Annotated in this window: 23 protein-coding genes and 2 tRNA genes; 17 read left to right on the top strand and 8 right to left on the bottom strand. The window is 58.2% G+C overall.

Annotation, left to right across the window (positions count from 1 at the left end; genetic code table 11):
• Positions 1–29: 29 nt before the first annotated feature.
• Genes murI through hemA form a run of 5 tightly spaced genes read right to left on the bottom strand, consistent with a single transcriptional unit; the run spans position 30 to position 4,762 of the window.
• Complete coding sequence (gene murI, locus AB3226_RS09770; protein ID WP_367372927.1) at positions 30–821, bottom strand: glutamate racemase; 792 nt, start codon at positions 819–821, stop codon at positions 30–32.
• Positions 814–1,569, bottom strand: coding sequence for a molybdopterin-synthase adenylyltransferase MoeB (locus AB3226_RS09775; protein ID WP_367372928.1), 756 nt, complete (start codon positions 1,567–1,569; stop codon positions 814–816). The genes murI and AB3226_RS09775 overlap by 8 nt, the downstream gene beginning before the upstream one ends.
• The gene (prmC, locus tag AB3226_RS09780) at positions 1,563–2,393 is read right to left on the bottom strand and encodes a peptide chain release factor N(5)-glutamine methyltransferase (protein ID WP_367372929.1); all 831 of its coding nucleotides are present in this window, start codon (positions 2,391–2,393) and stop codon (positions 1,563–1,565) included. The genes AB3226_RS09775 and prmC overlap by 7 nt, the downstream gene beginning before the upstream one ends.
• Positions 2,394–3,476 (bottom strand): peptide chain release factor 1, encoded by a 1,083-nt coding sequence (gene prfA / locus AB3226_RS09785; RefSeq protein ID WP_367372930.1) that lies wholly within the window; start codon positions 3,474–3,476, stop codon positions 2,394–2,396.
• Positions 3,473–4,762: a glutamyl-tRNA reductase gene (gene hemA / locus AB3226_RS09790; RefSeq protein WP_258617091.1), complete on the bottom strand. Its 1,290-nt coding sequence runs from the start codon at positions 4,760–4,762 to the stop codon at positions 3,473–3,475. The genes prfA and hemA overlap by 4 nt, the downstream gene beginning before the upstream one ends.
• Before the next feature lie 235 nt (positions 4,763–4,997).
• Here hemA and AB3226_RS09795 point away from each other — a divergent pair, with 235 nt between their 5' ends.
• From AB3226_RS09795 to AB3226_RS09835, 9 genes are all read left to right on the top strand, one after another.
• Entirely contained in the window at positions 4,998–6,722 is a 1,725-nt protein-coding gene (locus AB3226_RS09795; RefSeq protein ID WP_367372931.1) for a tetratricopeptide repeat protein, read from the top strand.
• A 4-nt stretch (positions 6,723–6,726) separates the two neighbouring features.
• Entirely contained in the window at positions 6,727–7,344 is a 618-nt protein-coding gene (gene lolB, locus AB3226_RS09800; protein WP_367372932.1) for a lipoprotein insertase outer membrane protein LolB, read from the top strand.
• Between the two features lie 2 nt (positions 7,345–7,346).
• On the top strand, positions 7,347–8,198 hold the full coding sequence (ispE, locus tag AB3226_RS09805) for a 4-(cytidine 5'-diphospho)-2-C-methyl-D-erythritol kinase (RefSeq protein ID WP_367375777.1): 852 nt from the start codon (positions 7,347–7,349) through the stop codon (positions 8,196–8,198).
• Between the two features lie 37 nt (positions 8,199–8,235).
• A tRNA-Gln gene (locus AB3226_RS09810) sits at positions 8,236–8,310 on the top strand.
• Between the two features lie 46 nt (positions 8,311–8,356).
• Positions 8,357–9,298 carry a ribose-phosphate pyrophosphokinase gene (locus AB3226_RS09815; RefSeq protein ID WP_003171603.1) on the top strand — a complete coding sequence of 314 codons (942 nt, stop codon included), beginning with the start codon at positions 8,357–8,359 and terminating at the stop codon, positions 9,296–9,298.
• A gap of 142 nt (positions 9,299–9,440) precedes the next feature.
• Positions 9,441–10,040, top strand: a complete 600-nt coding sequence (locus tag AB3226_RS09820; protein WP_367372933.1) for a 50S ribosomal protein L25/general stress protein Ctc — start codon at positions 9,441–9,443, stop codon at positions 10,038–10,040.
• 169 nt (positions 10,041–10,209) lie between these two features.
• Positions 10,210–10,794, top strand: coding sequence for an aminoacyl-tRNA hydrolase (pth, locus tag AB3226_RS09825; RefSeq protein WP_259496602.1), 585 nt, complete (start codon positions 10,210–10,212; stop codon positions 10,792–10,794).
• A 22-nt stretch (positions 10,795–10,816) separates the two neighbouring features.
• A complete protein-coding gene (gene ychF / locus AB3226_RS09830; protein WP_010458288.1) occupies positions 10,817–11,917 on the top strand; it encodes a redox-regulated ATPase YchF in 1,101 nt (366 codons plus the stop codon).
• 279 nt (positions 11,918–12,196) lie between these two features.
• Entirely contained in the window at positions 12,197–13,522 is a 1,326-nt protein-coding gene (locus AB3226_RS09835; RefSeq protein ID WP_367372934.1) for an MFS transporter, read from the top strand.
• A gap of 50 nt (positions 13,523–13,572) precedes the next feature.
• On the opposite strand, the gene AB3226_RS09840 is transcribed toward AB3226_RS09835, so the two are convergent.
• The 3 genes from AB3226_RS09840 to AB3226_RS09850 form a co-directional block, all read right to left on the bottom strand.
• A complete protein-coding gene (locus AB3226_RS09840; RefSeq protein WP_367372935.1) occupies positions 13,573–13,812 on the bottom strand; it encodes a hypothetical protein in 240 nt (79 codons plus the stop codon).
• Positions 13,813–13,816: 4 nt separating this feature from the next.
• Positions 13,817–14,308, bottom strand: a complete 492-nt coding sequence (locus tag AB3226_RS09845) for a hypothetical protein (protein ID WP_367372936.1) — start codon at positions 14,306–14,308, stop codon at positions 13,817–13,819.
• Positions 14,309–14,435: 127 nt separating this feature from the next.
• Positions 14,436–15,653 (bottom strand): MFS transporter, encoded by a 1,218-nt coding sequence (locus AB3226_RS09850; protein ID WP_367372937.1) that lies wholly within the window; start codon positions 15,651–15,653, stop codon positions 14,436–14,438.
• 321 nt (positions 15,654–15,974) lie between these two features.
• On the opposite strand from AB3226_RS09850, the gene AB3226_RS09855 reads away from it, so the two are divergent.
• The 8 genes from AB3226_RS09855 to AB3226_RS09890 all read left to right on the top strand — a co-directional run bounded on the left by AB3226_RS09855 (position 15,975) and on the right by AB3226_RS09890 (position 24,785).
• Entirely contained in the window at positions 15,975–18,032 is a 2,058-nt protein-coding gene (locus tag AB3226_RS09855) for a methyl-accepting chemotaxis protein (protein ID WP_367372938.1), read from the top strand.
• Between the two features lie 116 nt (positions 18,033–18,148).
• Positions 18,149–18,225 (top strand) — tRNA-Met (locus AB3226_RS09860).
• A 361-nt stretch (positions 18,226–18,586) separates the two neighbouring features.
• Positions 18,587–19,111 (top strand): sigma-70 family RNA polymerase sigma factor, encoded by a 525-nt coding sequence (locus AB3226_RS09865; protein WP_367372939.1) that lies wholly within the window; start codon positions 18,587–18,589, stop codon positions 19,109–19,111.
• A complete protein-coding gene (locus tag AB3226_RS09870; RefSeq protein WP_367372940.1) occupies positions 19,108–20,052 on the top strand; it encodes a FecR domain-containing protein in 945 nt (314 codons plus the stop codon). The genes AB3226_RS09865 and AB3226_RS09870 overlap by 4 nt, the downstream gene beginning before the upstream one ends.
• Positions 20,053–20,145: 93 nt before the next feature.
• The gene (locus tag AB3226_RS09875; RefSeq protein WP_367372941.1) at positions 20,146–22,575 is read left to right on the top strand and encodes a TonB-dependent siderophore receptor; all 2,430 of its coding nucleotides are present in this window, start codon (positions 20,146–20,148) and stop codon (positions 22,573–22,575) included.
• A 36-nt stretch (positions 22,576–22,611) separates the two neighbouring features.
• On the top strand, positions 22,612–22,968 hold the full coding sequence (locus AB3226_RS09880) for a hypothetical protein (protein ID WP_367372942.1): 357 nt from the start codon (positions 22,612–22,614) through the stop codon (positions 22,966–22,968).
• Positions 22,968–24,491: a PepSY domain-containing protein gene (locus AB3226_RS09885; protein WP_367372943.1), complete on the top strand. Its 1,524-nt coding sequence runs from the start codon at positions 22,968–22,970 to the stop codon at positions 24,489–24,491. Before AB3226_RS09880 ends, AB3226_RS09885 begins: the two co-directional genes overlap by 1 nt.
• Positions 24,492–24,494: 3 nt before the next feature.
• Complete coding sequence (locus tag AB3226_RS09890) at positions 24,495–24,785, top strand: DUF3325 family protein (RefSeq protein WP_367372944.1); 291 nt, start codon at positions 24,495–24,497, stop codon at positions 24,783–24,785.
• The last annotated feature ends 188 nt before the right edge of the window (positions 24,786–24,973 follow it).

Below are 24,973 nucleotides of genomic sequence, written 5' to 3' on the forward strand. Positions count from 1 at the left end.
CCCAATTATTCGTGTCATCACTTTTTTATCTACAAGTCGAAGCTTTGCACAACACCCGTCGAATGCCACAAAACCGGCAAGATATTTCTGAAGTGCGCAGGATCGGCACTCGTCCAGAACCGAGCAGCGCAGGCAGGCCCCTGCGCCAGCAACTCACGCTCGGCCAATAACCGTTGAAGCTGCCGCGCCACAGCAGCGCCGGTATCGATCAGGCTGATGCTCTGGGGGAGCATCTGCTTAAGCAGCGGCTTTAGAAAGGGATAATGCGTGCAGCCAAGAATGATCGTGTCTGCACCTGCCGCCAGCAGCGGCTCAACATACCCTCGCAGCAACTGACGCAATGTCTCGCTGTGCAGATCGCCATTTTCAATCAGCTCCACCAGCCCGGGGCACGGCTGAGTAATCACTCGCACATCGGTGGCGAAACGGTCGAGCAAGGCGGCGAACTTGGCACTCTGTAAAGTGCCGGTGGTGGCGAGTACGCCAACCACACCGCTGCGCGTCGCCGCAGCAGCCGGTTTGACCGCCGGCTCCATGCCGACGATGGGCCACTCGGGGAAATCGCGCCGCAAATCCGCGACACCCGCGACAGTCGCGGTATTGCAAGCGAGTACCAGCGCCTTGGCCCCCTGCTGCTGAAAGAACTGCGCCATGACACTGCAACGCTGACTGATGAATGCCGGGGATTTCTCGCCGTAGGGAATATTCCCGCAATCGCCGAGGTACAACAGAGATTCGTTGGGCAGCAACTGCTGGATCTCGGCCAGCACCGACAGCCCACCGACGCCGGAATCGAATACAGCAATCGGCGCTTCACGCATGGCTTGACCCGCAGACGCTGCAGCCCGGATCACGCTTGACCCGCAATTCACGGAAGCGCGTGCCCAAGGCATCGATCAATAACAGACGCCCCACCAGCGGCTCGCCGAACCCCACCAGCAATTTCAGCGCTTCGAGGGCTTGCAGACTGCCGACCAGGCCCACCAGCGGACCGAGTACGCCGGCTTCGCTGCAAGTCAGTTCGGCTTCACTGCCGTGCCCGTATAAACAGTGGTAGCACGGGCTTTCCGGACGACGGGAGTCGAAGACCGACAATTGCCCTTCCAGCCGAATCGCCGCACCGCTGACCAGCGGTTTGCGCGCAGCCACACACGCGGCGTTGACCGCTTCGCGGGTGGAAAAATTATCGGAACAGTCCAGCACCAGATCCACCGCCGCAACTGCCGCCGCCAGGGAATCTTCATCCAGGGCGGTGCGATGGGCAATCAACTGAATCTCGGGATTGATCGCGGTCAGGCGACGGATCGCCGAATCGACTTTGCTCAGGCCTACGCTGTCGCTGTCGTGAACGATCTGGCGTTGCAGATTGGTCAGGTCAACCGTGTCGAAGTCCGCCAGATGCAACTCACCAATACCGGCCGCCGCCAGGTACAGCGCAACCGGTGAACCGAGACCACCGAGGCCGACAATCAGCACGCGGCTTTCTTTGAGCCGTAACTGGCCGTCGATGTCGACGTGTTGCAGCAGAATCTGCCGGCTATAACGCAGTAATTCCTGATCATTCAGCACGGCAAGCGCCCCAGACTGATGCGTTCGTGACCGCCCAGATCGGTGCGGCTGTGGATCTCTTCAAAGCCGCGGGTCAGCAGCAAATCGCGCACGGCTTCGGCTTGATCGTAACCATGTTCCAGCATTAACCAGCCACCCGCCTCAAGATGATCCGGTGCCTGATCGACAATCAGACGCAAATCGTCGAGCCCATCGACGCCGGCCACCAGGGCACTGGCCGGTTCGAAGCGCACGTCGCCCTCCGCCAGATGCGGATCGGTCGAAGCAATGTAGGGCGGATTGCTGATGATCAAATGAAAGCGTTGGCCTTCCAAAGCGCTGAACCAATGGCTACTCAGCACTGTGGCGTTGTTCAGGTTCAGCCGCTGGCGATTGCGCTCGGCCAGGGCTACAGCTTCCAGCACGCGATCCACGGCGGTGACGTTCCAGGCCGGACGTTCGCTGGCCAAAGCCAGGGCGATGGCGCCACTGCCGGTGCCCAAATCGAGCACCAAGGCCTGTGTGGCTGGCAACAGTTCCAGCGCGGTCTCTACCAGCAATTCAGTATCGGGACGCGGAATCAGCGTATGGGGCGCGACTTCCAGGTCGAGTTTCCAGAAGCCTTGCTGCTCCAGAATGTAGGCCACCGGCTCACCGCTACGGCGGCGCTGCAGGTACTCGGCAAACTTGAGTGCCGCTTCGCTCGGGACGATACGCTCGGGCCAGGTGTGCAGAAAACTGCGGGACTTGCCCAAGGCAGCCGCCAGCAGCAATTCGGCATCCAGACGCGCGGTGGGCGAGTCGGGCAAATCGGCGGCGCGCAACAAACTGGCAATGATCGTCATTTACTCACCTATCGCTGCCAATTGGTCTGCCTGGAACTCGGCCAGCAGCGGTTCGATCACCGCATCCACGCCACCGGCGAGAATTTCATCGAGCGAATACAGCGTCAGGTTGACTCGATGGTCGGTGACCCGGCCCTGGGCAAAGTTATAGGTGCGAATACGCTCGGAACGGTCACCGGAACCTACCAGCAATTTACGCTCGCTAGCGATGGCGTTCGCGGCGGCGCTGGTCTGCTGGTCGTTGAGCTTGGCCGACAGCCAGGACATCGCCCGGGCGCGGTTCTTGTGCTGGGAACGTTCTTCCTGGCACTCGACGACAATACCGGACGGCAAGTGCGTGATACGAATCGCCGAGTCAGTCTTGTTGACGTGCTGACCACCGGCACCGGAGGAACGATAGGTGTCGACCCGCAGATCTGCCGGGTTGATCTCGATCGCTTCCTGCTCGTCCGGCTCGGGCAACACGGCCACGGTGCAGGCCGAGGTGTGGATGCGGCCCTGGGATTCAGTGGCCGGAACCCGCTGCACGCGATGCGCACCGGATTCGAACTTCAGCTTGCCGTAAACGTTCTCGCCTTCGACCCGGGCAATGACTTCTTTATAGCCGCCGTGCTCGCCTTCGTTCTCCGAGAGAATCTCTACCCGCCAGCCACGCCGCTCGGCGTAACGCGAATACATGCGGAACAGGTCGCCGGAGAAGATTGCCGCTTCGTCACCGCCGGTGCCGGCACGGATTTCGAGGAATACGTTACGCCCGTCGTTGGGATCTTTGGGCAGCAGCATGCGTTGCAGTCGGACTTCGATTTCGATCAGTTGCTCTTTGGCTTCGCGGACTTCTTCCACGGCCATTTCGCGCATGTCCGGGTCGCTGTCCTTGAGCAGTGCCTGAGCCCCTTCGAGGTCGCCCTGCACTTTAAGCAGCTGTTTATAGGTGCCTACGATTGGCTCGACTTCCGCATATTCCTTGGAATAGGCGCGGAACTTGTTTTGATCGGAAATGACTTCGCCGTCGCCAAGCAGGGCGGTCAATTCCTCGAAACGGTCCTGGAGGATGTCCAGCTTATTGAGCAGTGACGCTTTCATTGCGGTTTTTTATCCGAAAAGCTATCCGATGAGCCCTCACCGAGGGCAAAGAGTTCCTGGGCCATGGCCAGCGCATCGAGGCGACCTTCGGCAGAGAGCTTTTTCAATTGCACGCTCGGGGCGTGCAAGAGTTTGTTGGTCAGGCCGCGGGCCAGTTGCACCAGCACGTCTTCGGCGCTGCTGCCATTGGCGAGCATGCGCTGGGCTTTCTGCAATTCTTCGTCGCGCAGACGCTCGCTTTGTTGACGATAGGCCTTGAGCACATCCACCGCCGCCAGTTCGCGCAGGCGAACCATGAAATCTTCGGCACCAATCGACACCATCTCTTCGGCGGCTTGGGCAGCGCCCTGGCGGCTCTTGAGGTTTTCGGCGACCACTTCGTGGAGATCGTCGACGCTATAGAGGTAAACGTCGTCCAACTCGCCGACTTCCGGCTCGATATCCCGAGGAACAGCGATATCCACCATGAAAATCGGCTTGTGCTTGCGCAATTTCAAGGCGCTTTCCACCGCACCTTTACCGAGAATCGGCAACTGGCTGGCGGTGGAACTGATGACGATGTCGCTGCGCACCAGTTCTGCCGGGATGTCCGAGAGCAGCACTGCGTGGGCGCCGAACTGCTCGGCCAGAATGCTCGCGCGTTCCAGAGTGCGATTGGCGACCACGATTCGCTTCACACCCAGCTCATGCAGATGGCGGGCGACCAGGGTGATGGTTTCACCAGCGCCGATCAGCAAAGCCTGGCTGCGTTGCAAATCACTGAAAATCTGTTTCGCCAGGCTGACCGCGGCAAACGCCACGGACACCGGGTTCTCGCCGATGGCGGTATCGGTGCGCACCTGTTTGGCCGCATTGAACGTGGCCTGGAACAGCCGCCCGAGCAGTGGACCGATGGTGCCGGCCTCCCGAGCGACAGCGTAGGCCGATTTCATCTGGCCGAGAATCTGCGGTTCGCCCAGCACCAGCGAATCGAGCCCGGAAGCGACCCGCATCATGTGACGAACTGCCGCATCATCTTCATGCACATAAGCGCTCGCGCGCAGCTCATCGAGACTCAAATGATGATAATCGGCCAGCCAGCGCAATATGATGTCAGCCGAAAGGTGATCCTGTTCTATATACAGTTCACTGCGATTGCAGGTGGAGAGGATCGCAGCTTCGCGGCTGTCGGTGAGTCGGCAGAGCTGCTGCAAGGCCTCAACCAGCTGCTCAGGGGTAAAGGCCACGCGCTCGCGGACGTCTACTGAAGCAGTCTTGTGGTTAATACCGAGTGCAAGGAAGGCCATTCAAGGTCGCTGATGGTGACGTGAAGCCGACAATTGTCCTACTTCGACAGAGCCAGAACAACCACTCGATATCTATCGCTCCTGTAAGGACGGCCAAAGGCTGCGATCCGTTCTCGTTTACAAGGACGCCGGGCCTGCAGGGATTGCCCGCGCGGGTAAATTGGCCGGGCGGTTATGTTTGGCCGAAGGCTTGTGTCATGATGATCCGACCGCAGGTTAGTCGTCCTTTTCCTATATGAATAGATCTTCCGCGTTGCTCCTCGCTTTTGTCTTCCTCAGCGGCTGCCAGGCCTTGGCACCCGTTTCGTCGGACGGTACGCCGCCGGTCGAAGACAGCACTCCGGTCCCTGAAAAGCCCAAGGTTTACAGCTCGTTCAGTGAAGAAACCGTCTTCAGCCTGTTGAGCGCCGAACTGGCTGGCCAGCGCAATCGTTACGACATTGCCCTGGACAACTACGTGACCCAGGCCATCAATACCCAGGATCCGGGCATCTCCGAGCGGGCATTTCGCATTGCCGAGTACCTGGGTGCCGATCAGGCTGCCCTCGATACCGCACTGGTCTGGGCGAAAAACGCCCCGGACGATCTCGAGGCGCAACGGGCGGCTGCCGTGCAACTCGCCCGTGCCGGGCGTTACGACGACTCCATGGTCTATATGGAGAAAGTCCTGCAAGGCAAAGGCGACACGCATTTCGACTTCCTCGCCCTGTCCGCGGCCGATACCGACCAGGACACGCGCAACGGTCTGATGAAAGGTTTTGACCGCTTGTTGCAGCGCCATCCGCACAACAACCAGCTGATTTTCGGCAAGGCCTTGCTGATGCAACAGGACGGCGATGCCAAGGGCGCCCTGACCCTGCTCGAAGACAACCCGCCAGAGGAAGGCGAAATAGCGCCTATCCTGCTGCGCGCACGCCTCCTGCAAGGCCTCAGCCGTGGCGATGAAGCCCTGCCGCTGCTGCAAAAAAGCATCAAGAAATACCCGGACGACAAACGCCTGCGCCTGACCTATGCGCGCATGCTGGTTGAGCAGGACCGCATGGACGACGCCAAGGTTGAATTCTCGAGCCTGGTGCAGCAATACCCCGAAGACGACGACCTGCGTTACTCCCTGGCGCTGGTCTGCCTGGAAGCCAAGGCGTGGGACGAGGCCAAGGGTTATCTGGAAGATTTGATCGCTCGGGAAAGCCATGTCGACTCGGCACACCTGAACCTGGGACGCATTGCTGAAGAGCGTAACGACCCGCAGGGCGCACTGATCGAATACGCCCAGGTCGGACCAGGCAACGATTACCTGCCGGCGCAATTGCGTCAGGCCGATATTCTGATGGGCAATGGCAAGACTGCCGAAGCCCAAAGCCGTCTGGCAGCCGAGCGCGGCGAGCAACCCGATTACGCAATCCAGTTGTACCTGATCGAAGCAGAAACCTTGTCCGCCAACAAACAGGGTGACAAGGCCTGGAAAGTCTTGCAGCAAGCCCTGCAGCAATACCCGGACGATCTGAATCTGCTGTATACCCGAGCCATGCTGGCAGAAAAACGCAATGACCTGGCGCAGATGGAAAAAGATCTGCGATTGATCATCAAGCGTGACCCGAACAATGCTATGGCGTTGAACGCTCTCGGCTACACCCTGTCCGACCGCACGACACGCTACGCCGAAGCCAAGGCCTTGATCGAGCAGGCGCACCAGCTCAATCCGGAAGACCCGGCCGTCCTCGACAGCCTCGGATGGGTCAATTTCCGCCTGGGCAACCTCGATGAAGCCGAGCGGTATTTGCGCCAGGCACTGGAGCGCTTCCCCGATCAGGAAGTCGCCGCTCACCTGGGCGAAGTCTTGTGGGCCAACGGCAAACAACGCGAAGCCAAGAAAATCTGGAGCAAGTTCCTCAAGGAACAGCCCGACAGCCCTACCCTGCGCAGCACCATCAAGCGCCTGACCGGATCAGAGACTCTTTAAGATTATGTTTTTGCGCCACATCATCGTTTTCTGCTTCATCGCCCTTCTCGCCGGTTGCGCGGGCTTCGGCGCCCGCGAATCGGTCCAGGGTCAAGGCAACACAGCCCAATGGCGCGAGCACAAACAGCAACTGACCGGCCTCGATGGCTGGCAGATCAACGGCAAAATCGGCATTCGCGCGCCAAAAGATTCGGGCAGCGGCACGTTGTTCTGGCTGCAGCGCCAGGATTACTACGACATCCGCCTTTCCGGCCCGCTGGGTCGTGGCGCGGCCCGCTTGACCGGTCGCCCGGGCAAAGTCTCGCTGGAAGTGGCCAATCAGGGCCGCTATGACGCATCGACTCCAGAAGCTCTGGTTGAAGAACAACTGGGCTGGAAATTGCCGGTATCCCATCTGGCATGGTGGGTTCGCGGGCTCCCGGCCCCGGACAGCAAAAGTCGCCTGACCCTCGATGTCGACAGCCGCCTGGCCAATCTCGAACAGGATGGCTGGCAGGTCGAGTACCTCAGTTATGCCGAGCAAAACGGCTACTGGCTGCCCGAGCGGATCAAACTGCACGGCACCGACCTTGATGTCACGCTGGTGATCAAGGAATGGCAACCACGCAAACTGGGGCAATGAACATGACAGCGCCACGCCTGACATTGCCCTCGCCCGCCAAGCTCAACCTGATGCTGCACATCCTGGGTCGCCGTGAAGACGGTTACCACGAGTTGCAGACGATTTTTCAGTTCCTCGATTACGGCGATGAAATCACCTTCGCCGTTCGCGACGATGGCGTGATTCGGTTGCACACCGAATTCGCCGACGTCCCTCACGACAGCAACCTGATCGTTAAAGCCGCAAAAAAACTTCAGGAACAATCCGGTTGTTCGCTGGGTGTCGACATCTGGATCGAAAAAATCCTGCCCATGGGCGGTGGAATCGGTGGTGGCAGCTCGAATGCGGCGACCACATTGCTGGGCCTCAATCATCTTTGGCAGCTGGATTGGGATGAGGATCGGCTGGCTGCGCTGGGCCTTACACTGGGCGCCGACGTCCCGGTTTTCGTGCGCGGCCACGCGGCTTTCGCCGAGGGCGTCGGGGAGAAACTCACCCCTGTAGAGCCCGAAGAACCGTGGTATCTCGTGCTGGTGCCGCAAGTATCTGTAAGTACAGCAGAAATTTTTTCAGATCCACTGTTGACACGTAACACTCCTCCCATTAAAGTGCGCCCCGTTCCCAAGGGAAACAGTCGAAATGACTGCTTGCCGGTGGTAGCAAGGCGTTATCCAGATGTACGTAACGCATTGAATTTGTTAGGTAAATTTACCGAAGCAAAACTCACCGGAACTGGAAGTTGTGTGTTTGGGGGCTTCCCAAGCAAAGCTGAAGCTGATAAAGTCTCGGCCCTTCTGACAGAGACCCTTACAGGGTTTGTAGCAAAAGGAAGCAACATTTCGATGTTGCATCGCAAGCTGCAAAGTCTGCTCTAAAAGGAATCGAGTACTGGGTACTCGTTGCAACAGATACAGGGGCGTCGCCAAGCGGTAAGGCAGCAGGTTTTGATCCTGCCATGCGTTGGTTCGAATCCAGCCGCCCCTGCCATTTTCCTATACTCATCCAGGTTACCCTCAGCCTTCAGGTACTGCGCGTGTCCAAGATGATGGTCTTTACGGGGAACGCTAACCCCGATCTGGCTCGGCGTGTTGTACGTCAGCTGCATATCCCTCTCGGTGACATCTCTGTCGGTAAGTTCTCCGACGGCGAAATTACTGCCGAGATCAATGAAAACGTCCGCGGTAAAGACGTCTTCATTATTCAGCCGACTTGCGCTCCGACCAACGATAACCTGATGGAACTGGTAGTGATGGCTGATGCCTTCCGCCGCTCCTCGGCTACTCGTATCACTGCTGTTATTCCTTACTTTGGTTATGCCCGTCAGGATCGCCGTCCGCGTTCCGCACGTGTGGCTATCAGCGCGAAAGTCGTTGCTGACATGCTTACCGTAGTCGGCATCGACCGTGTTCTCACGGTTGATCTGCATGCTGACCAGATTCAGGGTTTCTTCGATATTCCGGTAGATAACATCTACGGCTCCCCGGTACTGGTGGATGACATTGAAGATCAGCGCTTCGAAAACCTGATGATCGTGTCCCCGGACATTGGTGGCGTCGTGCGTGCACGGGCTGTTGCCAAATCCCTGGGCGTGGATCTCGGGATCATCGACAAACGCCGTGAGAAAGCCAATCACTCTGAAGTGATGCATATCATCGGTGATGTCGAAGGGCGTACCTGTATTCTGGTCGATGACATGGTCGATACCGCCGGCACTCTGTGCCATGCGGCCAAGGCCCTGAAAGAGCATGGCGCTGCCAAGGTTTTCGCCTACTGCACGCACCCTGTGCTGTCGGGTCGGGCGATCGAAAACATTGAAAATTCCGTGCTGGACGAGCTGGTGGTAACAAACACCATCCCGCTGTCCGCTGCAGCACAAGCCTGTGCGCGTATCCGCCAACTGGATATCGCACCGGTAGTTGCCGAGGCGGTTCGCCGCATCAGCAATGAAGAATCGATCAGCGCGATGTTCCGTTAAGGGCCCTGCCCTTTTCATTACATCTCGTTGACGAAAAGCGCCCCGCCCCGGCATTCCTGTCGGGGCGGGGCTTTTTTGCCCATATCGCCTTTAGCGCTGGTCGCAAACGCTGGGGCGAATGTGGTTATTTTGGAGATACAACATGAACGATTTTACTCTGAATGCTGAAGTGCGTTCCGACCTGGGGAAAGGTGCGAGCCGCCGCCTGCGTCGTCTCGCAAGCCTGGTACCAGCTGTAGTTTACGGTGGCGAAAAAGCCCCTGAATCCATCAGCATGCTGGCTAAAGAAGTTGCCAAACTGCTCGAAAACGAAGCGGCTTACAGCCACATCATCGAGCTGAACGTTGGCGGCACCAAGCAAAACGTAATCATCAAAGCCCTGCAGCGTCACCCGGCCAAAGGCCACGTGCTGCACGCTGACTTCGTACGCGTTGTAGCTGGCCAGAAACTGACCGCTATCGTGCCTGTACACTTCGTTGGCGAAGCTGCTCCGATCAAGAAAGGCGGCGAAATCTCGCACGTTGTTTCTGAAATCGAAGTGACCTGCCTGCCAAAAGACCTGCCTGAATTCATCGAAGTTGACCTGGCTAACGCCGAAGTCGGCTCGATCGTTCACCTGTCCGACATCACCGCTCCTAAAGGCGTTGAATTTGTTGCTCTGGCTCACGGTAACGACCTGGCTGTTGCCAACGTTCACGCTCCACGTGTTGCTCCAGAAGCTACTGAAGGCGCAGCAGAGTAATTTCACTCTGTTCGCCGGAGTGACCGGAAACATCGCGGACTAGAGCGTAGCGAGAAAGCGGGCGAGAACGCGGAGTTTACATAATGGTAAATGAGCACTTTTCGTCCACTTTCGCCGCACACCCTGATTGCGGCGATGTTATCCACCACTCCAAGGAAGGGCCCCTATCGTGACTGCCATCAAACTGATCGTTGGCCTGGGAAATCCAGGCGCTGAATACGAACAGACCCGGCATAACGCAGGGGCCCTTTTTGTTGAGCGCATCGCGCACGCGCAGGGTGTCAACCTTGTGGCCGATCGCAAATATTTCGGCCTGACCGGGCGCTATTCGCATCAGGGTCAGGATGTTCGTCTGCTGATTCCCACCACCTACATGAACCGCAGCGGCCAGGCCGTCGCGGCACTTGCCGGTTTCTTCCGCATTACGCCTGAAGAAATCCTGGTGGCGCATGACGAACTCGATCTGCCTCCGGGCGTTGCCAAGCTCAAACAAGGCGGCGGCCATGGCGGTCACAACGGGTTGCGCGACATCATCGCGCAACTGGGCAATCAGAATACCTTTCACCGCTTGCGGCTTGGCATTGGCCACCCGGGCGTTGCCAGTATGGTTTCAAATTTCGTCCTGGGTCGTGCGCCACGCGCCGAACAGGAAAAACTCGATGCCAGCATCGACTTTGCCCTCGGCGTGCTGCCGGATATCCTCGCCGGTGAATGGAACCGCGCGATGAAAAACCTGCACAGCCAGAAGGCCTGACTCTTACCCGAGGGGAAACACCATGGGATTCAATTGCGGCATCGTCGGCCTGCCTAACGTCGGCAAGTCCACCCTATTCAACGCCCTGACCAAATCCGGGATCGCGGCCGAGAACTTCCCCTTCTGCACCATCGAGCCGAACACCGGTATCGTGCCGATGCCGGATCCGCGCCTGGAAGCCCTGGCAGCCATCGTCAATCCAAAGCGTATCCTGCCGACCACCATGGAATTCGTCGACATCGCTGGCCTGGTTGCCGGTGCCTCGAAAGGTGAAGGCCTGGGCAACAAATTCCTCGCCAACATCCGCGAGACCGATGCCATCGCCCACGTGGTCCGCTGCTTCGAAGACGAGAACGTGATTCACGTCTCCAACAGCGTCGACCCGAAACGCGACATCGAGATCATCGACCTGGAACTGATCTTCGCCGACCTCGACAGCTGCGAGAAGCAACTGCAGAAAGTCGCCCGCAACGCCAAGGGTGGTGACAAGGACGCCGTGGTCCAGAAAGGCCTGCTGGAGCAACTGATCGCTCACTTCACCCTCGGCAAGCCTGCGCGCACGCTGATGAAGAACATGGGCGCCGACGACAAAGCGGTAATCCGTGGCTTCCACTTGCTGACCACCAAGCCAGTCATGTACATCGCCAACGTCGCTGAAGACGGTTTCGAGAACAACCCACTGCTGGACATCGTCAAAGCCATCGCCGAAGAAGAAGGCGCCATGGTGGTTCCGGTCTGCAACAAGATCGAAGCCGAAATCGCCGAGCTGGAAGACGGCGAAGAGAAAGACATGTTCCTCGAAGCCTTAGGGCTAGAAGAGCCGGGCCTGAACCGCGTAATCCGCGCCGGCTACGAAATGCTGCACCTGCAGACCTACTTCACCGCTGGCGTCGAAGAAGTCCGCGCCTGGACCGTCCGCGTCGGTGCCACCGCGCCACAAGCCGCCGGCGTGATCCACACCGACTTCGAAAAAGGCTTCATCCGCGCCGAAGTCATCGCCTACGACGACTTCATCCAGTACAAAGGCGAAGCCGGCGCCAAAGAAGCCGGCAAATGGCGTCTGGAAGGCAAGGACTACATCGTCAAAGACGGCGACGTGATGCACTTCCGCTTCAACGTGTGATCAACGTCTAACGATGACCGTGGATTTACACGGACCTCGGTAAACTAAAAATCCCCGTAATCACTTGCTGATACGGGGATTTTTTGCGTCCTGGAATCTCCCCCGGCGAAAAAAAGCAACCCAGATGCATTGTCTGGTTGTCCAGGCCGGTAATTGGATGGACCATTGCCGACTTACATACCTGACGGCATTGTTTGAACGGCATGGCCTGTTTGAGGGCTTGGTTTCGAATGCTGTTTCAGTCGCGAATGTTCATGAATACCTGCTTAGAGTCCCTTTATGACGGCCCATATTTATTCACAACCCGGTCGCTTTTCCCGGTCTGACTACAAGACCCTGGGTCTGGCGGCGCTGGGTGGCGCACTGGAAATCTACGACTTCATCATCTTTGTGTTCTTCGCCCTGACCCTCAGCCAGCTGTTCTTTCCGCCAGAGATGCCTGAGTGGCTGCGCTTGCTGCAGAGTTTCGGGATTTTCGTCACCGGCTATCTGGCACGCCCGCTGGGCGGCATCCTGATGGCGCACTTCGCTGATCGGGTGGGACGCAAGCGGGTGTTCAGTTTGAGCATTCTGATGATGGCTTTGCCCTGCCTGCTGATCGGGATCATGCCGACCTATGAACAGATCGGTTACTGGGCTCCCTTGATCCTGTTGCTGTTGCGGGTGCTGCAAGGTGCCGCGGTGGGTGGTGAAGTGCCGAGCGCCTGGGTGTTCGTGGCCGAGCATGCCCCGGTCGGGCATCGTGGCTATGCCCTGGGTGTATTGCAGGCAGGATTGACGTTCGGCTATTTGCTGGGGGCATTGACCGCGACTCTCCTGGCGAGGATCTACAGCCCCGCCGAAATCCTCGACTTCGCCTGGCGCTTCCCCTTCCTGCTCGGCGGTGTATTCGGAGTGATCGGGGTCTGGTTGCGGCGCTGGCTGAGCGAAACGCCGGTGTTCATAGCCTTGCAGGCGCGACGTGAGATGGATGCGGAGTTGCCATTGCTGACGGTGTTGCGCGATCACCGCCAGGCCATCCTGCCGGCGATGCTTTTGACCTGTGTGCTGACATCGGCGGTGGTGGTGCTGGTGGTGATCACCCCCACCGTCATGCAGAAAAGCTTCGGCATGAGTGCCAGCCATACGTTCGCGCTGAGCAGCCTGGGCATTGTGTTCCTGAATATCGGCTGTGTACTGGCGGGATTACTGGTTGACCGAATCGGCGCCTGGCGCGCGGTGCTGGTTTATAGCTTGCTGCTGCCGGTAGGGACGGCGGTGCTCTACGCCAGTCTGATCAATGGCGGCTTCTGGATCGGCGGGGCCTATGCCCTGGCGGGCCTGACCTGCGGCGTGGTGGGCGCCGTGCCCTCGGTAATGGTGGGGTTGTTTGCGACTCGGATCCGGGTGTCCGGCATTTCCTTTACCTACAATATTGCCTACGCACTCTGGGCCAGTACCACGCCGCTGCTGCTGATCGGGCTGATGCCATGGAGCCCTTGGGTTTGCGTAGGCTATTGCGTAATCATGGGCACCGTCGGGGCCCTCACGGCATTGTTCTACGGTTTTCGCTCATCGTCCTCGGCTGATGTTTCGGTGGTTACGGGCGCCTCAACCTATGGGTAAAACCAGCACAACAAATGCTATGGCGGCTCCTTTATCAGGAGCCGCCACCGTTATGTTCGCACTCGGTACTTACTCCGATTGAAGAACATCGAAGCCCCCGCCCCCACTCCCGCGATTGCAAAGATCCCGACATCGATGCCGCCAATGTAGGGCGGCAGCACAAACATCACGCCAAAGCCCAAACCGACCAGAGCAATACCCAGCCATTTCCTGAGTACGTAGCTTCTTACGCAAATGTACAGCAGCATCATTCCCACGCAGGCCAACGCATACTGACTGTAGAGACTCATGGGCCTATATTCCTTGGGACTTGATGATCATGGAAGACACCGAGCGTTGCGGTCCGATGCCGCCGCTGACTTGGGCGTCCAGACTGACGATGACATCGCCAGCGTGATAGGTCGGTAACTTGTTCTTCACCAACTCTCGGCCCAAATAGCCTGCCGCCGGTCCGACAGCGGGACCAATTACAGGCACTTTAGAGCCAGCCGTCACAAAGATGCCGGCGGTAATGTTGGCAATACGCATGCGCTGGTCGTTGAGCAGGTCACCCTGCTTACGGGTCAGCGGGCTGGAGATACCTACCATCATCACGCAGGGCAGGTCTTTGGCGAGCATCTTGTCATACAGCTCGACCAGCAAACTGCTGACCTCAAAATGGGCCGATTTCGCTTCCCCGAAATGGAGCGTCCTGAGGCCACCCCGGTCACTGGGGGTGACGTTGAAACGGGTGACGCTGAAGACAATGCCGTGATTGGCGATAAATTGATTCCTGTCAAACTCCACTGCTCGCGTCCTTAACGAATCCAGAAAGGCGCGAAGTTTCCACCAGGATAGTGATTAGCGCAAATGGCAATCTCGGCTGCTGACGCCCTGTTAACACTACAAAATTTCTACACCGGTCAATCCGGTGTCAGACCTTTTTGGTGCGTGGCAGGAAGATCGCCAACACCCCAAGCAGCGGCAAGAACGAACACAGGAAATACACATACTCGATACCGTGGACATCCGCCAGATACCCAAGCAACGCCGCGCCAATCCCGCCGAAGCCGAACATCAGGCCGAAGAACACCCCGGCAATCATCCCGACATTCCCCGGCACCAGTTCTTGCGCATACACCACAATGGCCGAGAACGCCGAAGCCAGGATGAAACCAATCACCACGCTCAACACACTGGTCCAGAACAGATCGACGTGGGGCAACATTAGGGTGAACGGCGCGACGCCAAGGATCGAGAACCAGATCACTGCCTTGCGCCCGATCTTGTCGCCGATCGGGCCACCGAAGAAAGTCCCCGCCGCTACCGCACCGAGAAACAGGAACAGGTGCAGCTGCGAGCTGGCCACCGACAGGTCGAATTTTTCAATCAGGTAGAACGTGAAGTAACTGGTGAGGCTGGCCATGTAGAAATACTTGGAGAACACCAGTAACCCTAGTACCACCAGTGCGCTGATCACCCGGCCTTTCGACAAGCCGTGAGTCGCTGCCTGGCCTTGTTTGAGCTTGAACAGGTTCAGGTGGTTGGCGTACCAACGACTGATCCGATACAGCACGAACAGCGCAAACAGCGCGAACAATCCGAACCAGGCCACATGACCCTGACCGTAGGGAATGATGATCGCCGCCGCCAGCAACGGCCCGAAAGCCGAGCCCGCATTACCGCCGACCTGAAAGGTCGACTGCGCCAGGCCGAAACGCCCGCCCGAGGCCAGTCGAGCTACACGAGAAGCTTCCGGGTGAAAGGTCGATGAGCCGACACCGATCAACCCCGCCGCCAGCAGAATCATCGGGAAGCTACCGACCACAGACATCATCAGAATGCCAATCAATGTGCAGACCGTACCGGCCGGCAACAGCCAGGGTTTGGGATGACGATCAGTGTGGTAACCGACCCATGGCTGCAACAGCGAGGCCGTCAGTTGAAAGGTCAGTGTGATCAGACCGATCTGGGTGAAGGTCAGGCCATAACTGGCCTTGAGCATCGGATAGATCGACGGCAATACCGCCTGAATCAGGTCGTTGATCAAATGCGCCAGCGCCACCGCGCCGATGATGCGCATGACCATCGGGCTGCTTTGTGAAGTGGCGGGCGCCTTTGTTGCGGCGGACTGAACGTTGCTGATGGCCATGAGAGTTTCCGTACTGCGGATGGGTGCGCACTGGCGGGTTGGTCAATGTGCCATTTTTCGGTGCAACAGCGCCATCCCCTTAGCCTGCTAACGACCTCAAAGAAAGGTGATAGCGCAACGCCATGGTCTGAATCTTGCCTTGTTTATCCGCTTCAACGCGGCCCCTTACAAAGGGAACCGAGAATGGGAAGTTTCGCTACAGAGTCGGCCTACAGAGCGGACCAAGGGGAACTTTCGAGGCCTTTTAGAAGGGCACGAGTCGCGGTCGCAATGGCCTCGACGCACGCTAATGATGCGTAGTGTCCAGAGGAGTCATGGGGCATGCAGGCTTTTTTATCACCGGGGATCGGGCTGCTGGGGCGTTTCGGCTTCGCGCGCAAATTTCAGCTGCTGTTTCTGCTGTTTATCCTGCCACTGGCGGGCAGTCTGTGGATGATCGGTCAGGATTATCGTGACAAGTTGAATCTGATCTCCGGCGAACGCGCCGGGGTTCGTCAATTGCTCGCCCTGGATGCGCTCGACAATCTGCTCACCGCCCAGCGTGACCGCGCCGCTCGGTGGCGCGCCACCGAAACCAATCGCCAGCCGACACCCGCAACCATCGCGGCGATGGCCGCGTTCGACGCGGTTCAGCCTGCCGTCGCCCAAGCCACCACGGACCTGGGCAACGCCCTGAAAACCGAAGGCGCCGAGGGCCAAATCCTCACCCGCTATCAAGCCCTGCAAACCGCGCTCACCGGCCTGGACTCGAAAAGCCTGAGCAGCGTCGGTTGGTGGCCGGACGGTTACGATCGTTTCACCAATGCCTTGAGCGCCCTGCAAGCCTTGCGCGAACAAATCGCCATGGACAATCGCCTGACCCTCGCTCCGTGGCTGGAAACCTGGCTGCTGACGCAGATTTCCACTCAACACGCACCGGACCTGATTGAACGGGTCGGTCGCCTCGCTGCGGTCGGACAGGCGTCAGTGGTGTCCGGACAGTTCACCCTGCAAAGCCGCCTGCAACTGCGCGACTTGCGCAGCCGCATCGGCGATGCCCGGGAGCAGTTGGTGAAAACCGCCAACCTGCTGGAAGCACGCCTGCCCAGCGCCCTGCAAACCTGGGCCGGGCAATACCACGACAGCCTCAAACACTTGGACGCCGGTTTGAAAGTGCTGGACGACGGCGTCTTCGGCGGCAGCATCAATCTCAAGCCGGAAGACTTTGAACGCAGCCTCGACGCCCTCCTCGGCGACCTCGCCTCACTGCGCCAGCAGTCGTTGGTTTCGCTGGATCAGCGGCTGGATTATTACCACGGCTCGGCCATCCGCCAGTTCATCCTGGTGGCGACAGTTTTTGGCTGCCTGCTGCTGGCCGCGTTGTACCTGTTCATCTGTTTGCAGGCCTCGATCCGTCGTAGTGCCAGCGGCATCACGCTGTTGGCCGAAGCGTTGCGCGACGGCAACTTGAGTCTGCAAGTACCGGTGCAGGGCCGCGACGAATTGGCGGCGATCAGCACCGCCCTCAACGTCGCCGTGGTGCAATTGCGCAATAGCCTGCTGGGGGTCGATCACGAAACCCTGCAACTGAGCAATGCGGTGCGCACCCTCAACGATCACTCCAGCGGCGCGCTTGGCGAAGTCGAGGCTCAGCAGCTGCAGATAAGCCAGATCGCCGCTGCGGCCACGCAATTGGCCGCGACCTCTCAAGGGGTCGCCCAGAGTTGCGAACAGGCCTCAGGCAGCGCTCAGCACACCCAGCGCATCGCCGCAGACAGCAGCCGCGACAGTCAACGCACCACGGCGAGTATTCAGCAGCTCAATCAGCGGTTGAACGACACTGCGGCAGCACTGGGCCGGGTCAGCGAGCAAGGGCAGCAGATTCAATTGGTGGTCGATACCATTCGCGGCGTCGCCGAGCAGACCAACCTGCTGGCCCTCAACGCTGCCATCGAGGCCGCACGGGCCGGCGAGCAAGGTCGTGGCTTTGCCGTGGTGGCCGATGAAGTACGCAGCCTGTCGCAACGTACCCAGTCCTCCACCGCGCAGATCGCTGGCACCGTCGACAGCCTGCGCAGCACCGTCAATGAAGCCGTAAGCCTGATGGAAGCGGCCTGCGGCCAGGCTCAATCGGATGCGCAAGCCGTCACCGGTCTCGGCGAGCGACTAGGGGAAATCGCCAGCGCGGTACAGAGCGTCACCGACACCCTGGCGCAGATCGCCACCGCTGTCGAAGAGCAAGCGAGTACCGCCGATGAAGTCAGCGGCAACATCCAGCAAGTCGATCAGGCGGCGGTACGCTTGCTTGAAGGCGCACGGGCGGTGAACCTGGCGGCGGACACCTTGAGCCAGGGCAGCAAGGCCTTGAGTGCAAATACCGGGAGATTTCAGCTCGGTTGACGCCCTCTCCTGGCCCGAATTTTCGGGTCAGCGGGATAAGCGGTTGAAAGTGTGGAGAAATATTTTAGATTTACGCTTGACGCATCTTCATTCCAGGTGAATAATGCGCGCCACTTGGCTACATAGCTCAGTTGGTTAGAGCATAGCATTCATAATGCTGGGGTCCGGGGTTCAAGTCCCTGTGTAGCCACCAAGTACCGATTTATAGAGATCCCAGGATGTCTATAAATCACCTCAAGAAGCCCGCCTCGTGCGGGCTTTCTTGTATCTGGGATATCCATCCTGATCTACCTGCATTCTTCCCATCGTGCATGCCCCCAATTGGAGGCATACACGGATGAAGCGTAGCGATATCAAACGCCGCCCCCTCTTCAAATACCACACCAAGTCAATCTGGCTCCTGAAGCTTCCTGGGGATCACCTGGGCGATTTCGGCTCTTCGCCAGCACCCACGCCTCTGATGTTGGAGTTGTGGTGCTCATAGATAGCCTTACACCTTGAAAAAATAGCCATACTCATAGTAAATGATAAGAATTATCATTAAGTTCATTCTCATGGCCCATATCGCGCTCAATTCTGCCAATGCTCGACAGATGGTATTGCACGGTCTTTTCGGTGACCACCATGGTTGGTTGCTGAGTCGTTTGCGTGCGCGGCTGGGCTGCACTCATGATGCTGCAGACATCGCTGCAGAGGTATTTGCTCAGGTCGTAGCATTGTCTGAGCCGCAGACAATACGCGAACCTCGGGCACTACTTACGACAATCGCCAAGCGATTGATGTACGACAGTTGGCGCCGGCGCGATCTAGAACGCGCTTATCTGGAAGTGTTGGCTTTGCAACCCGAAGCGTTCGAACCATCACCTGAAGTCCGCGCGTTGACGATTGAAGCCCTGCTTCAAATCGACGCCTTGCTCGCAGGCCTTTCGTCGCGAGCCCGCACTGCATTTCTGTGCAGCCAGGTGGACGGTATGAAGTACGCCGACATTGCCGAGTTGATAGGGGTCTCGACTATCCGTGTACGCCAATATGTGGCCAAGGGTTTGAAGCTGTGCTGCCAGAATCTGATGCACGAGTGAAGCGCACACGTTCCGCCGTCGAGGAAGCCATCGAATGGACGGCCTGTATGCGTTCAGGCGAAGTCCAGGCTGATGAACAAAAGGCGTTCGAAGCCTGGATCGCCAACCCAGCGAATGCGCTGGCATGGGAGAGAGTGCAAGTCCACTTGGGTGCGACCTTTTTACCGCTCGCGCGTGGCTCGGACTCGAAGGTACGCAGGGTACTGCAAACGCCTGATCCGCAGCGACGTCGCTTGCTACGTGGGGCGCTGGTTCTCGGCGGAGTCGGTGTCGGCGTGACATTACTTGGCCGGCAGAGCACGTTGTTCACCAACATTGTGGCCGACTTGAGTACAACAACTGCTCAACGTCGTGACTTCAATCTGTCAGATGGAAGCAAGCTGGTTCTGGACGCGCGCAGCGCAGTGGATATCGATTTTACTGCGAGCCAGCGCAACCTGGTGTTGCGTAAAGGAAAACTGGTGATTGAGGTGAGCGACGATCCCAGGCCGCTTGTTGTGCGCACATTACATGGATTTGCACGCAGCTCTGTCGCACGGTTCATGGTCTCGCTTCAAGGGGACACGACTCATGTGTGGGCAATGAATTCCAGCCTCTGCGTTGGTCGGTTCGAGGGGCAGTGCTCGTTGCTCAAGAGCGGAGTAGGTACCCGCCTCAATTCAGAGGATATCCAGCCGCTTGCCGCTAATCGTAAAGGGGAAATCAGCTGGGAGAGCGGCAGGCTCAGTGTCGATGACTGGTCGCTGGGAGAAGTCATTGAGGCATTGCAGCCTTACCGGCGCGGGGTGCTACGCATCGATCCGGCAGCGGCGCAGCTTCGTGTTTCCGGCCTGTTCTCTCTGGATAACAGTGAGCGTGCACTTGCCTCGTTGGAGCAGATCCTGCCTGTACGCATTGAACAGTACCTCGGATTCTGGACCCGGATCGAACTGCGCGGCTAAGTTTTTTTCATTTGCCCTATATCGCTTTTTCAGTCTCGTTGGACATAGGCATTAACCGCTAATAAAAGCGGAGCCGCCAACACGGAGTTACCTATGTCCAATCGTTTTAACACTGCGTTCAGGCTGACGTCTGTGTGCTTTTCTTTTCTGCTGACCCAGGGACACGCTTCGACCAGCTTCGCGGAATCGGCTTCGACGGGCAGCCAATCTCTACAACACTTCGACTTACCTGCCGACTCCCTGGTGGCAACCCTCGACCGCATAGCCCGTCAGAGCGGTAACGAAATTGTGTATGTCCCTAATCTCGTCGCCGGGCTGCGTGCTCCGGCCATAAAGGGAACGATGATTGCGGAGCAGGCTGCACAAATCGCGATTGAAGGCAGCGGATTGTCAGTACGCAAGACTGCGGGTGGAACCTTGACGCTGGATGCCCTGGGCAGCATGACGCTGCCGGAGCAGGCGATTGTCGGAATGCAAACCGAAGCACCCACCGTGTCGGTGGGCACCAAAGTCGCGCTGCGTCTTCGAGAGGTGCCGCAGACGATCAACGTGATTGGCCAAGAGCGTATTCAGAAGCAAAATCTTTATACCCTCGAAGATGCATTGGGCAAGGTCGGTGGCGTAACCGTGCAGCGAATCGACGCCAGCCGTCTGAGTTTTTTCTCCCGGGGTTTCGAAATGACCTCGCTGCAATTGGACGGTACGCCGACCACCATGGACAACAGGGTGTTCCTGTCACCCGACCTGACCATGTATGACCGCGTCGAGGTACTCAAGGGGCCGTCTGGCAGCTTGACCGGTGCAGGCGGCCCCGGCGGCAGCATTAACCTGGTACGCAAGCGACCGTTGGCTGAAGCGGCTGTTTCGGCGGAAATCAGCGCCGGCTCCTGGGACGATTATCGTGGCATGGTTGACGTCACCGGCCCGTTGACCGAGAGCGGCAATGTGCGTGGACGCCTGGTGCTCAGTGAGCACAAAAAAGGTTTCTACTACGACGGTGGTGGCAAGCGCGAATCGAACCAAGCCTATGGCATCGTCGATATCGATCTGACGCCAGATACGGTCTGGACCATTGGCGCGAGCAATCAGAATACCGACATCCGTGGTGCCCAGCGCTCCCTGCCTGCCTATCGCTACACCAACGCTGCCGGTGAGGCCGCGATGTCGCTGCCGAATGCATCGCGCAAGAATTTTTACGGTGAAGACTGGAACCGTGACTACTTCTGGAGCACCGCTGTTTTCACCGAGCTCGAGCACCAGCTAGGGGATGGCTGGAAAACCAAGTTGTCCCTGCGACACGCCGACAACAACTACGATTTGACCCAGGCTTACGCGCGTAACGGCGCAGGCATAGACCCCGCGGACAACCTGGTGTCGATGAACTCGATCATGTTTGATTACCGAGAGAAACAGGACGAGGCCGACGTGTACGTCGACGGCCCATTCAACTTCCTTGGGCGTGAACATAAAGTGCTGGTGGGCGCCAACTATTCGCGCTCCGAGTTCGCTTCGAATGGCGGTTATTTCTCGAGTTACCTGGGGGATGTCGACCTCAACGATCCGCAGCCTGACTTTGCCTACCCGGCCTTTCCGGATTCGGACAAGTTGCCGACCAGCGTTGCCAACACCCGCGCAAAAGCGGTCTACAGCAACGTGCGCTTGAGCCTTGCCGACCCTCTGACGTTGGTACTCGGCGGGCGCGTGACCTGGCTTGAGATGCACCGCAGCCAGCACCAGCCTGAGGCCGGCTCACCGTCGGAAAAGAACGGCGATAGCGTGTCGCAGAAATTCACTCCGTTTTACGGGCTGATCTACGATCTCAACGATAACTACTCGTTGTATGCCAACTATTCCGGGGTATTCCAGCCGCAGGCCGTCAGCAACCTGGACATCAACAACAACATCATCAAACCGCTGGAAGGCAAGCAGCACGAACTGGGTATCAAGGGCGAATTTCTCGATGGCGCGTTGAACGCCTCGCTGGCTGCGTTCCAGATCGAAGAAGAGAACCGCGCGATTCCGGATATGAACGATCCGAACGCTCGGGCCGTGGTTGCCAGCGGCAAGGCTCGCACCCGCGGGTTCGAGGCTGAGCTGAGTGGACAGATGACGCCCGATTGGTTCCTCACCGCGAACTTCACCCATACCTACAAACGCTATGACAGTGCCAACGAGCAGTTGCAGACCTACCTGCCGAAAAACATGTTGCGGGTCTGGAGCCTGTACAAACTGCCCGGTGAGCTGGAGAAATGGAGTGTCCAGGGTGGCGTCAGCGTTGTCAGCGAGACCTATAACAAGCTGGATATCCCTGACATCGGCATGAACGGCACCAAACTCCGCCAGGGTGGATACGCCTTGTACGATGCGGGTATTGGCTACCAGATCACGCAAAACCTCTCCGCTGACCTGCTCGGCACCAACCTGGCCGACAAGAAGTACTTCCAGCGGGTCAACACCTTCCAGGACGGCAATATTTTCGGTGACCCCCGTGCCGTGTCCATGACACTGCGCGCCAAGTTCTAATTACGATTGCCTGTCACTCACCCGGCATACTTCGGTATGCCGTTTTTTATCGGCTACATGCTCTGCGATCAGGGAGTTGGGGTGAGACAAGCGGCGTCAAAACAACCAAAGAAAAACCTGGCCCCACAGCGAACCGCGTGGCTTGTGCTGGTGTTGCTGCTCAGTTACCTATCTTGCTGGGCGCTGAACGGCTTTTTGGCGTTGTGCCTGGTGAAGTGGCGTGCGCAGCCCAGTGAAGCGGTGCTGGCCAGCTCGATCGCCAGTTTTGTGCTCTTTCCATGGCTGGTGTTGTGGTTGTTCAGCGCGCCGCGTGCAACGCGCAATGGCTTATTGGTGGCGAGTGCATCGCTGGTGATGTGGGCAAGCACCCGCTATCTGGTGGGAGGTGCCTGATGTTCACCAGTGTTCGGCAAGCGCTGCTGTGGATGCATCGATTTATCGGCATCGGTTTTTCCGGGCTGCTGCTGATCGCATTTTTCATGGGCAGCCTGGCGGTTTATGACCGTGAGCTGGACAGTTGGATGCTGCCGCACATTCGTCTGGCACCGGTTGATACACCCTTGTCACTGGATCAGCGGGTGGCCCCCCATATTGCCAGCTTGACGGAGGGCAAAACGCTGACTCAGTGGTACGTGGAACTGCCCGATGAGCGCCGGCCGGTGGTGCGATTTCAAGCCTGGACCCAGAATCGTCAGGGCTTCAGTCGTTTTCTGGCGCCGGGTGAGGATCGACTGCTGCCCGAAGCCGGCAGCCGCGGCGGCGATTTTTTTTACCGATTGCATTACACCCTCAATATCAACTTCTGGAACATCGGTGCGCGTCTGCTCGGTCTCGCCGCCACGCTGGGCGTGATCGCATTGATTGCCGGCGTGTGCATCCATGCGCGTCTGTTTCAGGACCTGTTTACATTACGGGCCGATAAGTCGCCCAGGCGGCTGCTGGACACGCACAACCTGACCGGTGTGTTTGCCCTGCCTTTTCACTTGGTCATCCTGCTGTCGGGGCTGCTGATCCTGTTCCCGCTGTACCTCCCTGCCGGCATCCTGGCGGTGTACCAGGACCAGCCCGGCCAGTTCGACCAGGAGGCGGACGCGGCCTACAGTCGCCCGGAGTCGGGTATACCGGGGTCATTGGCCTCGCTGGACCAGATGATGGCGCAAGCCCGTTTGCATTGGGGCAGTGGCGAGCCGGCGTTTGTCCGGGTCTGGCACCCAGGGGATGCCAATGCCTACGTCGAGATCAGTCGCTCCTTGGCTGACCGCATGAGCCTGGATGGGCAAACCTTGTACTTCGATGGCGCCAGCGCAAGGCTGCTGCACGAATCCCGATTGCCTGCCGCCGCCGCGACCTTCAAGTTTCTGGCCGGGTTGCACGTGACGCATTTTCAGCAGCCGTGGTTGCGCGCCTTGTATTTTTTCGCCGGCTTGAGTGGTTGCGTGATGCTCGGCAGTGGTCTGTTGTACTGGCTGGAGAAGCGCCGCCTGCAGCACGCTGCCGGGCAATGGGGCGTGGTGTCGATGACACTGTTCAGCAGCGTACTGATCACTGGAATGCCAATGGCCACCCTGGCCATGCTGGTGGTCAATCGATGGCTGCCGGTCGACCTGGTTGACCGGGCTGAGTGGGAAACCACGGTATTTTACTGGGCCTGGTTGCTGGCGGCTGTGCATACCCTGTTGGCTATCTGGCGCTCGGGGCCATCGCGGGCGCCTTGGGCAACGCACCTTGTGCTGATCAGCGCGTTGGCGTTACTGGCGGTGCTCTCCAATGCCTGGAGTACGGGCGATCATCCCTGGCGGGCGATGAACCAGGGGCTATCGGCGGTGGCGGCGGTGGATCTGGTATTAATGCTCATCGCGTTGCTCGCAGGAGTCATTGGTTGGCGCTTACTCCGTCGCAAGCGCTCGGCAAGGTGACGAATGGCTGATTGGCTATCGAATATCGCAGCGTTCTGCTTGATTGTATTGGGGCTCTGCGTATTGGCGTCAGGTCAAATCACTCACTTTCGCAGGATTACGCTTCACCAACAGTTACCCGGAACACGAGTGTTGCGTTGTGGCGCAATGCTGTTGCTCGCATCAAGTCTACTGTTGATCATGTTAAACCAAGGGTTTGTTATGGGAACGGTAATCTGGACTCTGGCTATCACACCTTCAGGTATTGGCGTGACGATGATTCTCTGTTGGTACAGACATGAGAGAAAAGAGTAGTCAGAAACCGTTAACTTGTATGTATGCCTGCCTGTATGCCTAATCAAACTTGAAAGCAATAAACTCTTTAAACACAGACCATCAGGAACCTTGTTCAAATGACTGTGTAAACAAAAAACGGCTTAGCGAAAGGTAGGCTGTTTTTTTATGCCTCGAGAAATTCGTTTCAGGACGGCAGATCTGATTTG

The organism is Pseudomonas lini, assembly GCF_964063345.1.
In the GTDB taxonomy this organism is placed as follows: Bacteria; Pseudomonadota; Gammaproteobacteria; order Pseudomonadales; family Pseudomonadaceae; genus Aquipseudomonas; species Aquipseudomonas lini_B.